The following is a 15088-nucleotide window of genomic DNA, read 5'->3' as shown; positions in this document are numbered from 1 at the left end:
CTACAGAATGCCTGCCGTTGCGGCACAACCGCTTTGCCAGGCTTTTATTGCAAAGTGTGTTGCTCGATGAACTCCGTCGGCACAACGCCTTCACGACTCACCAGTCGATTGAGCTCCGAGCGTGGCAATCGAACGGCCAGCAAGCTGACCCCTTCTTCGTCGTGTTCTTCTTTCTGTACCGCGCCCAGTTCGAAGAACTGTGCACGCAGACGCGCGAACCGCTGAGGCAGGCGCAAGGTTCCCACGAACAGGTCGCTGCCCAACAACTCGGCAATCGCCTGCTCGAGCAATTCCAGACCGGTGCCATCACGCGCCGACAGCCAGACCCGCTGGGGCTTGCCGTTTTCATCGCGCTGGATTTGTGGCTCAACGCCTTCAAGCAAATCGAGTTTGTTATAGACCTCGAGGATCGGCAAGTCCTGGGCACCGATCTCGCCCAGCACCACCATCACCTGCTCGATCTGCAACATGCGATCCGGTTCGGCCGCATCGATCACGTGCAACAGCAGGTCGGAGTTGCTCGACTCTTCGAGCGTAGACCGAAATGCCTCGACCAGTTTGTGCGGCAAGTGGCGGATGAAACCCACCGTGTCGGCCAGGACAATCGGCCCCAGGTCGTCCAGATCCAGACGGCGCAGGGTCGGGTCGAGCGTGGCGAACAACTGGTCAGCCGCATACACGTCGGACTTGGTCACGTTATTGAACAGCGTGGATTTACCGGCGTTGGTGTATCCCACCAGAGACACGGTAGGGATATCCGCACGCGAGCGGCCGCGACGCGACTGTTCGCGCTGGCTGCGCACTTTTTCCAGCCGGCCCTTGATCTGACGCAGGCGAACCCGCAGCAGTCGCCGGTCGGTTTCGAGCTGGGTTTCACCCGGGCCGCGCATGCCGATACCGCCACCCTGACGCTCAAGGTGAGTCCAGCCGCGAACCAGCCGGGTGCTCATGTGGTCAAGCTGGGCCAGTTCGACCTGGAGCTTGCCCTCATGGGTACGGGCGCGTTGGGCGAAAATATCGAGAATCAGACCGGTACGGTCGATCACGCGACACTCGAAAACACGTTCGAGGTTACGTTCCTGACTGGGCGTAAGGACGTGATTGAAGATCACCAGATCGGCTTCTTCGGCGTGGACCAGGTCGCGCAGTTCCTCGACCTTGCCGCTGCCAATCAGGTATTTGGCGGTTGGCCGATGACGCGGCACGTTAAAAAACGCAACGGTCTCGGCGCCAGCCGAATTTGCCAGTTCCTGAAACTCCTGCGGATCTTCGCGCGCCTCAGGGTCCTGTCCATCCAAGTGAACGAGGATGACTCGTTCACCACCACCGTGGCGCTCAAAGAACAAAGGAGACTCCTATCAGGCGTTACCTGGCTCAGCGTCACCTGCTTCGGATTCGGTTGCGCTTGGCAGACGAATTGGACGAACCGGCACGACTGTAGAGATAGCGTGTTTGTAAACCATCTGGCTGACGGTGTTCTTCAGCAGGATAACGAACTGGTCGAACGACTCGATCGTGCCTTGCAGTTTGATCCCGTTCACCAGGTAGATGGAAACCCCCACTTTCTCTTTACGTAAAGTATTCAAGTAAGGGTCTTGTAGCGAATGCCCTTTTGACATGTGCCGCACTCCTTTAAGGATTCAATATAAAAAATAGGTAAACAGATGGCTTTTGCCGCCACACCCCCAAGGATAGACGGCAATTGCAAGGACTCAGCTCAATATGGAGATCGTCCCAAGGTATTTCAAGGCGCGTGGCAGATTGTCGCAATCCAGACTGTCGAGCCAGTGCAAATCTTTCCAGCTGCGCAGCCAGGTGAACTGGCGTTTGGCCAATTGGCGCGTGGCGATGATGCCCCGCTCCTGCATCTCGGCCGACGTCAGCTTGCCATCCAGGAAGTCCCAGACCTGGCGGTAGCCTACCGCACGTATAGACGGCAACCCGGCATGCAGGTCACGTCTATTACGCAGGGCTACGACCTCGTCGATGAATCCCTGTTCCAGCATATTTGTGAATCTTTGTTTAATGCGCTCGTGCAGTACCTGGCGATTAGTTGGAGCAATCGCCAGGTTCGCGACAGTATAGGGCAATTGTTGCAGTCCCGATGCGGCCGCTTCGGTACTTTGTACAGATTGTTTCAGCCGCAGTTCAGTCATGCTCTGACCGCTGACCCGGTAAACTTCCAGCGCACGACTCAGTCGTTGTGGATCGTTCGGATGAATGCGTGCCGCCGACTCCGGATCGAATACTGCCAGTTGATCATGCAGGGCCTGCCAGCCAAGGCGTGCAGCCTCTTCTTCGATCTGCGCGCGAACCCCTGGATCGGCCGCCGGCATATCCGCCAGACCTTCGATCAAAGCCTTGTAATAGAGCATCGTGCCGCCCACCAGCAGCGGAATTTTTCCGCGTGCGGTGATTTCGGCCATGGCCTCCAGCGCATCGCGGCGGAAATCCGCTGCCGAATAGGCTTCGGCCGGGTCGAGAATGTCGATCAGACGGTGGGGAAACTCGGCGAGCAGTTCTTTGGACGGCTTGGCGGTACCAATATCCATACCGCGATAGACCAGCGCCGAATCGACGCTGATCAGCTCGCACGGCAGCACCTTGGTCAGTTCGATGGCCAGGTCGGTCTTGCCCGCAGCGGTCGGGCCCATCAGGAAAATCGCTGGAGGAAGCTGGCTCATCAACGACCGCGCAGGAACAGTTTGTCCAGATCGTCCAGACCCAGTTGGGTCCAGGTCGGTCGGCCATGGTTGCATTGACCGCTGCGCTCGGTGTTTTCCATGTCACGCAGCAGGCCGTTCATTTCCGGCAGGGCCAGGCGGCGGTTGGCGCGGATCGCGCCGTGGCAGGCCATGGTGCCGAGCAATTCATTCAGATGCGCCTGGATCCGGTCACTGGTGCCGTATTCCATCAAGTCCGACAGGACATCGCCCACCAGACGATTGGCTTCGGCCTGCTTGAGCAGGGCCGGAATCTGCCGGATGGCAAGGGTTTCCGGGCCAAGGCGCTGCAATTCAAAACCGAGGCGCTGAAACCACGCCGCATGCTCTTCGGCGCAATCGGCCTCGCGCTGACTGACTGCCAGCGACTCCGGCACCAGCAGCGGCTGACCGCTCAGGCCTTCGCTGGCCATGGCGATTTTCAGGCGCTCGTACATGATCCGCTCGTGAGCGGCGTGCATGTCCACCAAAACCAGGCCCTGGGCGTTCTCGGACAGAATGTAGATGCCCTTGAGCTGCGCCAGCGCGTAACCCAGCGGCGGAATATCTTCCTGACCGGCCGGCAGCGCGTTGGCATTCGCTTCAGGCAGCGGTGCGAAAAACTCGCGATACGCGGCCTGCGCCTCGGCAACCGGCACGGTCGATTGCGGACGCGGCGTGTATTGATACTGATAAGCGCCGCCAGCACTGGCGCCCGACGAGGTATTGAACGCCGGTTGTGCCTGCGGTTGCTCCAGCAGCGCGTTGGCGGCCAGACGCATTTCACCCTGCGGGCCGAACTCACCGGCTTCGAGGCCGGTTGGCCGGACGATCGCGGTGGTAACCGAACCGGCCAATTGGTCTTCCGGCCGCACATCACCGAGGGCACGGTGCAAGGTGCCATAAAGGAAGTCATGCACCATGCGCCCGTCACGGAAGCGCACTTCGTGTTTGGTCGGGTGGACGTTGACGTCCACCGCCGCCGGATCAACCTCGAAAAACAATGCGAACGTCGGGTGCCGGCCATTGAATAGCACATCGCGATAGGCCTGACGCACCGCGTGGGCCACCAGCTTGTCGCGTACCGCACGGCCATTGACGAAGAAATACTGCAAGTCCGCCTGACTGCGGTTGAAGGTCGGCAGACCGACCCAGCCCCACAAATGCAGGCCATTGCGTTCGATCTCGATCGGCAACGCCTGCTCAAGGAAACCCGAACCGCAGATCGCCGCCACACGCCGGGCGCGGGCCGCATCATCGTGGGCTTCGTGCAGGCTGAGGATGGTCTTGCCGTTATGACGCAAGTGGAAGGCCACGTCGAAACGCGCCAGCGCCAGACGCTTGATCACTTCTTGCAGGTGATCGAATTCGGTTTTTTCAGTCTTGAGGAATTTGCGGCGTGCCGGGGTGTTGAAGAACAGGTCACGGACTTCCACCGAGGTGCCGACCGGGTGCGCTGCCGGCTGCACGCGGGGCGCCATGTCGCGGCCTTCAGTCTCGACCTGCCAGGCCTGATCGGCATCGCGAGTGCGCGAAGTCAGGGTCAGGCGCGCTACGGAGCTGATCGACGCCAGCGCTTCGCCCCGAAAACCCAGGCTCATCACCTGTTCGAGGTCTTCCAGGTTGCGGATCTTGCTGGTGGCGTGACGGGCCAGGGCCAGCGGCAGGTCATCTGCGGAAATACCGCTGCCGTCGTCGCGCACTCGCAGCAGTTTGACGCCGCCTTGTTCGACATCGACGTCGATACGCTTGGCGCCGGAGTCGAGGCTGTTTTCCAGCAACTCCTTGATCACCGAGGCCGGGCGTTCGACCACCTCGCCGGCGGCGATCTGGTTCGCCAGCCGCGGGCTGAGCAGTTCGATGCGGGCAGCGTTCAGGACCTGATTCATTCTTTGGACGCCAGTTCGGTGCCGGGAATGGTCAGGTGCTGACCGACTTTCAGATCATCGCTTTTCAGATTGTTGGCGCTGCGCAGCGTGGCCGGTGAGATCTGATACCGCACGGCGATCATCGCCACGGTTTCGCCCGGACCGACCCGGTGATCACGCGGCCCCTGAGCGATCTTGCCCGAATCACGCAGCCAGGCGATGTATGTGCCCGGTGGCGGATTCTGCTGGAAGAACTGGCGCACGCCGCTGCTGATCGAGCGCGCCAGCGCCTGCTGGTGGCTCGCGGCCGAAAGCTTGTTCGCTTCGTTGGCGTTGGAGATGAAGCCGGTTTCCACCAGGATCGACGGAATGTCCGGCGATTTCAGCACCATGAACCCGGCCTGCTCCACGCGCTGTTTGTGCAGCGGGGTAACCCGGCCAATGTTGGTCAGGACTTTCTGGCCGACGTTGAGGCTGGAGGTCAGCGAGGCGGTCATCGACAGGTCGAGCAGAACGCCGGCCAGCATGCGGTCCTTGTCATCGAGACTGACGTTGCCGGCACCGCCGATCAGGTCGGAGCGGTTTTCGCTGTCGGCCAGCCAACGGGCGGTTTCCGAAGTGGCGCCACGGTCGGACAGGGCAAACACCGACGCACCGAACGCCGCCGCAGACGGCGCGGCGTCGGCGTGGATCGAGACGAACAGGTCGGCGCCCTTCTTGCGAGCGATTTCGGTACGGCCACGCAGCGGGATGAAGTAGTCGCCGGTACGGGTCAGTTCGGCGCGGAAGCCTTTCATGCCGTTGACCTGACGCTGCAGTTCGCGGGCGATCTGCAGTACCACGTCTTTCTCGCGCTGACCGCGAGAGCCCGATGCACCCGGGTCTTCACCACCGTGACCGGCGTCGATGACCACGATGATGTCGCGCTTGCCGGCCGGGGCCGGTGGCAGTTTGATCGCAGGCTCGGCCGGCGTCACCGGCACCGCAGGAACGGTCGCAACCGTTGGGGTCGGCGCAGGCGCAGGCGGTGGTGCGGCGTCAGCCGGATTGTCGAACAGGTCGACCACCAGTCGGTTGCCGTACTGCGCGTTCGGCGCCAGCGAGAAGCTTTTCGGGGTGACCGCTTTTTTCAGGTCGATGACCACGCGCAGGTCGGTCGGCGTGCGCTGGGCCGAGCGCATGGCGGTGATCGGCGTGTTGGCAGTCTGCACATTCAGCGGCGCGCCGAGGGTGGCGCCGTTGATGTCGATCACCAGACGATCCGGTGCGGTCAGCGTGAAGACGCTGTGTTGTACCGGACCTGTCAGGTCGAACACCAGTCGCGTGTTGTCCGGCGCCCGCCACAGGCGCACGCTGTTGACCTTCGTCTCGGCCACAGCGTTGACGGTTACTGCCATCAACATCAGTCCAGCGGCAGCCACCAACGCGCGAAAGCGCATACCTAACCCCATCATTCAATTGGTTTCCAATGCCAAAGCGGCACACCAGGCCTCGCCGCGCGAGCCCTGGGACAAAATGGTCAGCGAACGTCCGCTGTCTTGCGGGCTAATGGTAATGGTCAGGTCAGGCTTTGGCAAAAAGCCTGCACCTTTATCGGGCCATTCGATCAGGCACAGCGCGTCGTCTTCGAAATAGTCACGGATGCCGAGAAACTCCAGCTCTTCGGGATCGACCAGACGATACAGATCAAAGTGGAAGGCGCGGACGTCACCGATTTCGTAGGGCTCGACCAACGTGAAGGTCGGACTTTTCACCGCCCCGACGTGCCCCAGGCCGCGAATGATGCCCCGCGACAACGTGGTTTTGCCCATTCCGAGGTTGCCTTCGAGAAAGATCAGGCCATGGCCCTGAGTGATACGGGCGATGCGCGCGCCAAAGTCGCTCATGGCCTGTTCATCGGCCAGGTACAGGGTTACTTCAGACACGGTGCATGCTCCTCCAACAACTGACGAATGGCTGGAATCAGATCACTGGCCGCCAGCCCGCGGCCGAATTTACCTTGTTGCAGACCGGCGTTGGCGTGCAGCCATACCGCCAGACAAGCCGCGTCGAACGCATTCATGCCCTGGGCCAGCAGCGCGCCGATCAGACCGGCCAATACATCGCCAAGCCCGGCAGTGGCCATGGCCGGATGGCCTTGATGACACAGCGCCAGATGACCATCGGGATGGGCGATGAGACTGCCCGCCCCCTTGAGCACCACCATCGCTGTATATTTTTTGCTCAACGCCAGCGCTGCCGCTGGACGATCGGCCTGCACCTGCGCGGTGCTGATCCCCAGTAGCCGCGCCGCCTCGCCCGGATGCGGCGTGATCACACAATCCTTGGGCAGACTGACGAAACCGCAGGCCAGCAGGTTCAGTGCGTCGGCATCCCACACCTGCGGCAATGGCGCATTGGCAGCGGCCGACAACAGCGCCCGCCCCCAACTCGCCTGCCCAAGCCCCGGTCCAACCACCAGCACGGACACCTTTTCCAGTAGTCCCATCAATTGATTGGCCGAAGACGTGCCCAGTGCCATGGCTTCCGGTACCCGGCTCAATGTCGCCGGCACATGTTCCGGGCGAGTCGCGACCGAGACCATCCCGGCACCATTACGCAAGGCGCTTTCGGTGCTCAGCAGAATCGCCCCGCCAAACCCGTGATCGCCGCCGATCAGCAGCACATGGCCGAAACGCCCCTTGTGCGCAGCCGGCGCGCGGGCTGCCAGACGCGGCAGGTTAACCGCGTTGAGCCGTTGAGCGGCGGCAGGAATGTCACTGAAGTTTTCGGCAGAGGCGTGCAGATCGTTAAACAGCAGTTCGCCGACGTGATCCGCCGCCGCGCCCGTGAACAGCCCGAGTTTCAGGCCGATGAAAGTCACAGTGAGGTCGGCGTGCACTGCATCACCCAGCGCATGACCGGTATCGGCGCACAACCCGGAAGGGATATCGACCGCCACCACCGGCAGTCCGCTGGCATTGATCGCCGCAATCGCAGCGGCATAAGGCTCACGCACCTCGCCGCTCAGGCCGGTGCCGAGCAACGCGTCAACGACGATGCCGCGCAACTCGCAGGACAGATCCCATGGGGCAATCGAGACGCCATCGGCCACGGCTTCGGCGTGCGCCACGGCGGCATCGCCCTTCAAACGCTGCGGCTCGCCGACAGCCAGCACCTGAACCTGCCAACCTGCCCGATGCGCCAGTGCCGCCACCAGATAACCATCGCCGGCGTTGTTGCCGTGCCCGGCCAGCACCGTCATTTCATTCGCAGCCGGCCATTGGCGCACCAGCGCGCGCCACGTGGCATGGGCGGCACGCTGCATCAATTCAAAGCCCGGCGTGCCGGCGGCGATCAGCCGTGCGTCGAGTTCGCGCACCTGCGCGGCACGGTACAGCGCGTCGGGTAATTGATCTTTAGTGTGCGGCATGCGTCGTCGGGCTCCGATGTCTGGCAGAATTATACGCACCTCAGCTCCGGTTTCTCTCGCCTCATGTCCGCCATCCCCACAGATCTGCCTGCCCTCGCCCAATCCATCAAGGACTGGGGCCGCGAGCTGGGCTTCCAGCAAGTCGGCATCAGCGGTCTGGACCTGGCCGAGCACGAGCAGCACCTGCAACGCTGGCTCGAGGCCGGCTACCACGGCGAAATGGATTACATGGGCGCCCACGGCAGCAAACGCTCGCACCCCGAAGAGCTGGTGCCGGGCACCTTGCGCGTAGTTTCACTGCGCATGGACTACCTGCCGGGCGACACGCAAATGGCGCAATTGCTGGCCAAACCGGAAAAGGCCTATATCTCGCGTTATGCCTTGGGCCGCGATTATCACAAGTTGATCCGTAAACGCGTTCAACAACTGGCGGACAGGATTCAATCCGAGATCGGGCCGTTCGGTTTCCGCGCCTTCGTCGACAGCGCCCCGGTGCTGGAAAAGGCCATCGCCGAACAGGCCGGGCTGGGCTGGATCGGCAAAAACACCCTGGTGCTGAACCGCAAGGCCGGCAGTTACTTCTTTCTCAGCGAACTGTTCGTCGACCTGCCCCTGCCGGTGGATGATCCCCACAGCACCGAACATTGCGGACGCTGCACCGCGTGCCTCGACATCTGCCCGACCAATGCCTTTGTCGGGCCGTACGTACTGGACGCGCGACGCTGCATTTCCTACCTGACCATCGAGCTGAAGAACGCCATCCCCGAAGACCTGCGACCGCTGATCGGCAACCGGGTGTTCGGCTGCGACGATTGCCAGATCTGCTGCCCGTGGAACCGCTTCGCCCGCCCGTCCGGTGAAAGCGACTTCAAGCCACGGCACAATCTGGACAACGCCGAACTGGCCGAGCTGTTTTTGTGGGATGAAGACAAATTCCTCAGCAGCACCGAGGGGTCACCGCTGCGCCGGGCCGGGTACGAGCGCTGGCTGCGCAATCTGGCGGTTGGGCTGGGAAATGCGCCCTCAACGATTCCGGTGCTGGAAGCATTGAAGGCGCGACGGGATTATCCATCGGAGCTGGTTCGTGAACATGTGGAGTGGGCACTCAAGCAACACTCGGAACGCGACCTCCAGAATCACCAATAGCCCGACGAATGGGTGTCATCCGCTACCAGGCAGGATCATGACTACCCACCTGTTTGATGATGACGTGCCGGGTGTCATTGTTGGTCAGGAAAAACACCCGATCCGCTTGCGAGAGACGGGTATGTGCATGCTCATAACCTGTAAACGGCTTAGCCGGCGCGTAGTTGGGATAAGGATCGAATTTACTGCCGGGGTAACTCTTGGCAGCGTCATAAGGCGATTTGTTATTGACCGCAATGTCATTTCTGAACTCCGCGTATTTGGCCCGCGCAACGTTGCCCGGCTTGCCGTTGGGAATGTAATCATGCGCGGCAAAGTCCTCCGTCAATGTCCAGCGTACCGGTGGAGGCGGTGGCTCCTGACCGTTTGTGCCGGATGACTTGGCCTTCTTTCCTCGAGCGTAGTACTCGACGGGTGGTTCATCGGCAAGACCCTTGAAGTTCTTGCCCAGCATCCGTCCGCCCCGCGTGATGATTTGTCGCGCTGCCAGCCATCCTGCACCCGCCGAAGCCGCGCCCAATCCAAGGCTTACCCAACCAAGTATTGATGCGGCTTCCGACTCCGGCGCCCAATCATTGACCAGCTCACTGGCAATACCCGTCACCCCCGAGGCGACACCCAGCCCCATGGCAAGCAGCGCCAGAGGGGTAGCCGCTCCAAGGGTCACAATACTCGCGGCAACCCCGATGACCCCAAGTGCAATCCCCAGAACCGACTGCCAGGAAAAATGCCCCGTCGGGTCGACTCGGTTGACCGGATCACCCAGGCAATATGCATAGGCATTCACCCCCCCTGCTCCGAACGGACTCATGCTGTCGGGTGACATGAAGCGCATCAGGGTCGGGCTATAGGCCCGATAACCATTGCCCAGCAGATACAGACCAGTGACGGGATCGAACTGCTCGCCATTGAAACCTGGCAGGCTGAATAATCCGCCTTCCGCCTCCCGATGCCCATACGGGCTGTAGGCGATTTCGGTAAGCCGACCATTCTGCAGCTGTGTCAGCACACTTTGTTGCTGATCCGTGCCGAACACCCGCACACCTGCATCCAGTCCGACCTGGTACTGCCCCACCAACAGGCCTTCGTGGCGCACGACACTGCGCGAATCGCTGCCACGCACTTCGTTGATGACGCGTCCACCGCGATAGTAACGCTGAGTGTCCGCACTCCCCGGCTGCGACAGCGCCATCAGCCGGTCGAAACCGTCGTACTGATAGCCCCGCACCCTCTCCCCCTGCGCATTGCTGACACCTGTCAGACGCCCAAGCGTGTCGTACGTCAAAGTACGGCCCTGGTCATCCTTGATCATCCGGCCATTGGCGTCGTATTGCAGAGTGACCGGTTGCGGGTAATCAGCGTGGGAATGACTGATGTCCGTGAGCTGGGTGAAATCGACCTTGCTATAGCTGAAAGTCGTCAGATTGACGCCCTGGGGAAAGCGGGTCTGCAGCGTGAGCAGGTTGTCCAGCGCATCGAAGGTGAATGTCTGTTCGACGATTTCCTTGCCGTAGGGATCCCGTGGCCGTTGCGTGCCTTCACAGCTGTAATGACTCAGTCGTCCACGCACGTCATAGGTAAAGCGCTCATCGCGCAGCACTTGAGTGTCGCGTTTCAAGACTTTCTGCGCCAGCTTGCCGGAGGGGGTGTAACTCGAGGTCAGTGTCTGACTTGCCTGACCCTCGACTTCAAAGCGGCGGGTCGTTTCACGGCCGATATCGTCGTAGCTCAGATGCGTCTTCATGCGCAGGGCGGTGGATGTATCCCGGGCATCGATCAGCGCCAGCAAGCCTGCGGTGTCATAGGTGTATTCGACCCGCAAGCTGCCCTGGGTGAAAGCGGTCTTGCGCCCCCAACTGTCATATTCAGACCTGTGTTCGTTGCCAAGCCCATCGACGAAAGTCAGCGGTCGCCCACCGAGCGACCAGGTGTGGGACGTCGTCTGGCGATGTTCACCGTACACGGTCACTTCGGACTTCAAGCGCCCGGAAGAATAGTAGGCGAATCGATGCTCGCGCCCCTGCTCGATGCAGGTTTCAGGCTTGCCATGCAAGGCGTCGTAGGTGAAGCGCGCATGCAATCCGTCAGCCTTGCGCTCGGTCAGCCCGTTCATCCCCTGAGACCAGGTGAATTCGACCCTCTTTCCGTCAGCCCCCATTTGCCATCTGGCCTGGCTGGAGCCCGACGCATAACCCGTTGTGGATGTGCGACCGCCCACCGTACTTTCAGTCAGGCGATCCAGCCCGTCGAATACCTGTCGGCCCAACTCAAGCGTGTCGACCTTGATCCTTACCGGCAATGTTTCGGTGCTGTGATCGGCATATTCAGTCTCGACCGCATGCCCGTCCGGCAATTCGCTGCGAACCAAACGATCAAAGACGTCGTAGTGGTAGAGCGTCTTGTTGCCCTCCTGATCGGTCTGGCTGCGGATTCTGCCGTAACCGTCATATTCAAGGACCGTCTTGCCCAGGCTCTCCCCCTTCTGGTCGAGCATTTCAATACTTTTCGGCTTGCCGAAAGCATTGAAGACCGTGACCGTCTTGCCCATACCCTCCTGCCAGAGGGTTTCCTGGAGCGCGACCGGGTCGAATTCCCGATGTTCTACGCGCCCGTCAGCATGACGCGTCTGTTTCACTTGCCCCCAGCGGTCATAGACCAGTCGAGTACTGGCCGGACGCGCAATGCCGTCCCACCAGTCTGTGCGGGTCTGCTCCACCAGTTGCCCCGTTTTGTCGTGAAGTGCGGAGTACACCGTGCGCATAAGACTTTCTTGCAACGCTCCCTCATCGGGTTTTTCGCAATCAAGCTCCTTGATGCCGATCACACGTCCCAAACCGTCATGACTGACCGTTTGCACGCCTCCCGCCGGATCCGTGACGGTCACTGTCGCGGGCGAAGTACTGCCTGCCGCCTGATAAACCCAGCTCGTCGAAGCAGCATGGGCGGCGCCCGGGGAGAGCGTCTTGCGCAGGCATCGACCAATGGTGTCGTACTCATAGTCGATCCGGCCACCGTCCTTGTCGGTCTCCGACAATGTCAGTCCGGTGTATGACGACAGGACTTGCGTCGTGCTTTGCGAAGTACCGTCGAAACCGTGAACAGTGTTGGTCAGATGAAGGCGAGCGCCTTCCAGCCGGCAAGAAAATGCCGTTCGGGTGATGCGACCGTTCCGGGTTCTGCGCTGTTCTTGCAATGCACCATGTCGGAGCCGGTCCGCCGGTGTATTGAAATAGCTGTACTCGACTTTTGAACGAAGAACCTCCGTGTCTTCCACCTTTTCGAAAAACTGCTCTTCGATGACCACGACGCTGGCCAGCGTCGAGCCTTGCAATGCCGGGTGCAAGGCATGGCGAAAACGGGTGCAGGTCGAGGCACCGCCGCCGGGTGCGGCGATGACCGTCCTTTGCTTCTCGAAACGGACAAAGCCGAGCGGGTCCACCGGGCAGTCCGGCGACTCGACCGCCGGATAGAACTCGGACAGCGTCGTGACACCGTCCGGCCCCACATGCCTGAGCAGGTTGCCCACCGCATCGAACTCGGTGATCGTCGTCTCCTCGCGTTGCTTATTGCCGAGACGGTTTTCGAACTTCAGTGTCTGGAGCCGAGGCAGACGAAACTGCGCCGGTTGCTCGTTGAAAGGCTTTCCCGTAGCGAGGTGATACTCGGTGAGCTGCGAAGTGACCGCCTCCCCGCACGTCGTCACCTGCGCAACCAGCAAATGGAACTTGTTGTACGTCCGCTTGATGTGACTGTGCACCTTGCCATCGACCAACAGGCGTTCCTCGGACGCATACTGGTAACTCCAGGGTGCCGAGTAGAGCGGGTCACCGTCGTCGGAGGGTTCCACCGTCAAACCATGCCCAAGAAAATTACGGTCCGAAAAGGTGTAGGTCCTGCCCACTTTCGGCTGACCGTGCCCCGGATAAATTTCATGGGCCATGACATGAGGCAGCGTCGCCGTCGCACCGCCGTCGCTGGCGGGGAGCAGATGACCTTGCTCCTTGTAGCGAATGATTTCGACGCCCCCCAGCGGTGTCACGACCCGTTTCAGGTACCCGACTTCATCAATGAGCGAATATTCGAGATCCCAGCCCCTGCCCTCTGGCAAACCGATCTCCACGACCCGGTCGTTGCTATCGAGCTTCATTGTGAAATCAGCCCTGGATGCCGTGTCCGGGTTCTGACTCAACGTAACCAGAGTGCCCTTGCGGGAGATTTTCAGCAGCGTCCGCTGATCATCCCTGACTTCGATCAGCTCCGGGTATTGATTGACCACTTTGTACATCAGTGTGATGCCTGCGCCGTTGGCCGCGATGATCCGCGTCGGGACTGCGACCAGACTGCCGCCCTGCACAGTCAACTCCTCCCGATGTCCGTCCTTGTAACGAACATCAAAACGTCCGGCACCGGTTTTCACGACCTTGACGCTTTCCAGCTTCATTTCTCTGAACTGGAGACCCGCGACCGTTTCGACGGCCTTGTAACGCTCACCGTTGATCAAGGTCATCATCTTGCTGCGCGTGTCGTAACGGGTCGTGGCCAGCGACCAGCCCAGCCCGAATCCGCTGTTTCGGGTATCGAGCGGGTTGAAACCCAGGGCGAGTCCGAACGAAGGTCCGTTGAGATCCGCAGATCGAACAGCACCCAAAGACAAGGAACAGGTATACAAGCCTGTCCGAGGATCAACACCGCCCGTTACAAACTCACCAAAATTGAATGCATTGGAATGCACAGAGCCCGGAGATTTGTTCTCCATATATAAATTCCTTATTTACCACACAAGAACCAACCCACCCGATGAACTTCAAAGTTCAAACCGACTGCATTGAAGCCGAACGAAAAAAGCTCGCGCCAACCTGCTAAAAAACACGCTGTTCAAATCAACTTGAACGAACGCTCGGAAAAGTCCGGCCTTATACGAAGCCAGTGCTCCGTACCAAATTCATCGAATACCGTCAGTTCAAAAACCTGATCCCGAGCCCGCTGACTCTGATAGTCGGGGGAGAGATAGCTCAAGACCGTCAAATTACCCGGCTGCTGATTGACTGGCGTCCCGACAAACCCTTTTGGCCCGCGAATGGTTGCACTGGCACCATAGACCGGCGCCATGTAGCCGCAAAAAGTTCTTCCCCCCGGGTGGGAATCATTAATATTTTTGGAAACAAAGAACAACGTCGCGTACTCGTCATCCTTTTGTACTTGAGTGCTGGTCCAGTCCAGAAGATGAATGGAACGACGATCAGCATAAAGACCCAGACTATATCGATGAATCGCGTCGAAACGATCAATGACTCTTTCACTGACCTTTTCCAGGGAAAAGTGGCTCACTGGATACTTGACCGGCGATATCGCCTCCAGCGTCACGCTGCTGTCGCCCCCCGATTGCCCGTTGCTTCGAACCACTTCATCGCCCAGGGTGATTTCGGCGGCGATTTGCAGTGAACCCGGCCTGGTGCTGGTGATCCAGAACTCATAGACCTGAACGGGTTCGACCGGGTCGGTAATACGGTTATGTGCAGCCGGTACCAGTGGTGTGGCCCGGGCGATACCGCCCGTCATGTCATGGGCGTAGCGATTTTCCTGAGTCTCGACGTTCCAGCCCCCCGAAATTGGTCGCGCGCCATTGTAGGAGATCAAGCGAAGGGTCTGCATGGCCGGATGCCCGTGCAGAGACACTTCGTTGGCCTGCGCATCGCCACCCGAAATCAAGACCAGTACCCGTACTTGCATCAGGCCGTTGGCATAGAGTTGTTTATGGCGAAGTGTGGGGGCCGAATCAAACTTGACTTCGAGCCTCTGAATACTGACGACCTCTTCAAACATCAATAACTTCCTGTGTAAATATTCAATTAGCCCATTTTTTTCAGACAAATCAGGGCACAGCCAAATATTAAACACATCACCAAAGTCCATAACAGCGGCAATAGCTGACAGCATGTAAACAGGGCATCCAGAAACAC

10 protein-coding genes are annotated in these 15088 nt (G+C 60.0%); 1 reads left to right on the top strand and 9 read right to left on the bottom strand.

All coding sequences use genetic code 11. The features are described from left to right. Window positions 1-44: 44 nt before the first annotated feature. From hflX to KJY40_RS03655, 7 genes are all read right to left on the bottom strand, one after another. A complete protein-coding gene (gene hflX / locus KJY40_RS03685; RefSeq protein ID WP_007950725.1) occupies window positions 45-1346 on the bottom strand; it encodes a ribosome rescue GTPase HflX in 1302 nt (433 codons plus the stop codon). 12 nt (window positions 1347-1358) lie between these two features. Next, window positions 1359-1619 (bottom strand): RNA chaperone Hfq, encoded by a 261-nt coding sequence (hfq, locus tag KJY40_RS03680; protein ID WP_007902656.1) that lies wholly within the window; start codon window positions 1617-1619, stop codon window positions 1359-1361. 93 nt (window positions 1620-1712) lie between these two features. After that, entirely contained in the window at window positions 1713-2684 is a 972-nt protein-coding gene (gene miaA / locus KJY40_RS03675; protein ID WP_230735067.1) for a tRNA (adenosine(37)-N6)-dimethylallyltransferase MiaA, read from the bottom strand. Next, window positions 2684-4591: a DNA mismatch repair endonuclease MutL gene (mutL, locus tag KJY40_RS03670; RefSeq protein ID WP_039766643.1), complete on the bottom strand. Its 1908-nt coding sequence runs from the start codon at window positions 4589-4591 to the stop codon at window positions 2684-2686. Before mutL ends, miaA begins: the two co-directional genes overlap by 1 nt. Further along, window positions 4588-5973, bottom strand: coding sequence for an N-acetylmuramoyl-L-alanine amidase (locus tag KJY40_RS03665; protein WP_407681996.1), 1386 nt, complete (start codon window positions 5971-5973; stop codon window positions 4588-4590). Before KJY40_RS03665 ends, mutL begins: the two co-directional genes overlap by 4 nt. Window positions 5974-6024: 51 nt before the next feature. After that, window positions 6025-6495 carry a tRNA (adenosine(37)-N6)-threonylcarbamoyltransferase complex ATPase subunit type 1 TsaE gene (gene tsaE / locus KJY40_RS03660; RefSeq protein WP_007950729.1) on the bottom strand — a complete coding sequence of 157 codons (471 nt, stop codon included), beginning with the start codon at window positions 6493-6495 and terminating at the stop codon, window positions 6025-6027. Then, the gene (locus KJY40_RS03655) at window positions 6483-7982 is read right to left on the bottom strand and encodes an NAD(P)H-hydrate dehydratase (protein WP_230735065.1); all 1500 of its coding nucleotides are present in this window, start codon (window positions 7980-7982) and stop codon (window positions 6483-6485) included. Before KJY40_RS03655 ends, tsaE begins: the two co-directional genes overlap by 13 nt. 63 nt (window positions 7983-8045) lie before the next feature. On the opposite strand from KJY40_RS03655, the gene queG reads away from it, so the two are divergent. Continuing rightward, complete coding sequence (queG, locus tag KJY40_RS03650) at window positions 8046-9128, top strand: tRNA epoxyqueuosine(34) reductase QueG (protein ID WP_230735063.1); 1083 nt, start codon at window positions 8046-8048, stop codon at window positions 9126-9128. 22 nt (window positions 9129-9150) lie between these two features. On the opposite strand, the gene KJY40_RS03645 is transcribed toward queG, so the two are convergent. Beyond that, complete coding sequence (locus KJY40_RS03645) at window positions 9151-13884, bottom strand: RHS repeat-associated core domain-containing protein (protein ID WP_230735061.1); 4734 nt, start codon at window positions 13882-13884, stop codon at window positions 9151-9153. A gap of 119 nt (window positions 13885-14003) precedes the next feature. Then, window positions 14004-15065, bottom strand: coding sequence for a hypothetical protein (locus tag KJY40_RS03640; protein ID WP_230735059.1), 1062 nt, complete (start codon window positions 15063-15065; stop codon window positions 14004-14006). Between the last annotated feature and the right edge of the window lie 23 nt (window positions 15066-15088).

The sequence above is a fragment of the Pseudomonas fitomaticsae genome (assembly GCF_021018765.1).
In the GTDB taxonomy this organism is placed as follows: Bacteria; Pseudomonadota; Gammaproteobacteria; order Pseudomonadales; family Pseudomonadaceae; genus Aquipseudomonas; species Aquipseudomonas fitomaticsae.
Note: the sequence above shows the minus strand (reverse complement) of the source record. Positions and strands in the feature narration are given on the sequence as shown.

Coding starts and splice junctions, on each gene's coding strand:
- KJY40_RS03645 (WP_230735061.1), bottom strand. CDS start 13,884: ATGGAGAACAAATCTCCGGGCTCTGTGCATTCCAATGCATTCAATTTT.
- KJY40_RS03665 (WP_407681996.1), bottom strand. CDS start 5,973: ATGTTGATGGCAGTAACCGTCAACGCTGTGGCCGAGACGAAGGTCAAC.
- KJY40_RS03655 (WP_230735065.1), bottom strand. CDS start 7,982: ATGCCGCACACTAAAGATCAATTACCCGACGCGCTGTACCGTGCCGCG.
- KJY40_RS03640 (WP_230735059.1), bottom strand. CDS start 15,065: ATGCTGTCAGCTATTGCCGCTGTTATGGACTTTGGTGATGTGTTTAAT.
- hfq (WP_007902656.1), bottom strand. CDS start 1,619: ATGTCAAAAGGGCATTCGCTACAAGACCCTTACTTGAATACTTTACGT.
- miaA (WP_230735067.1), bottom strand. CDS start 2,684: ATGAGCCAGCTTCCTCCAGCGATTTTCCTGATGGGCCCGACCGCTGCG.
- queG (WP_230735063.1), top strand. CDS start 8,046: ATGTCCGCCATCCCCACAGATCTGCCTGCCCTCGCCCAATCCATCAAG.
- mutL (WP_039766643.1), bottom strand. CDS start 4,591: ATGAATCAGGTCCTGAACGCTGCCCGCATCGAACTGCTCAGCCCGCGG.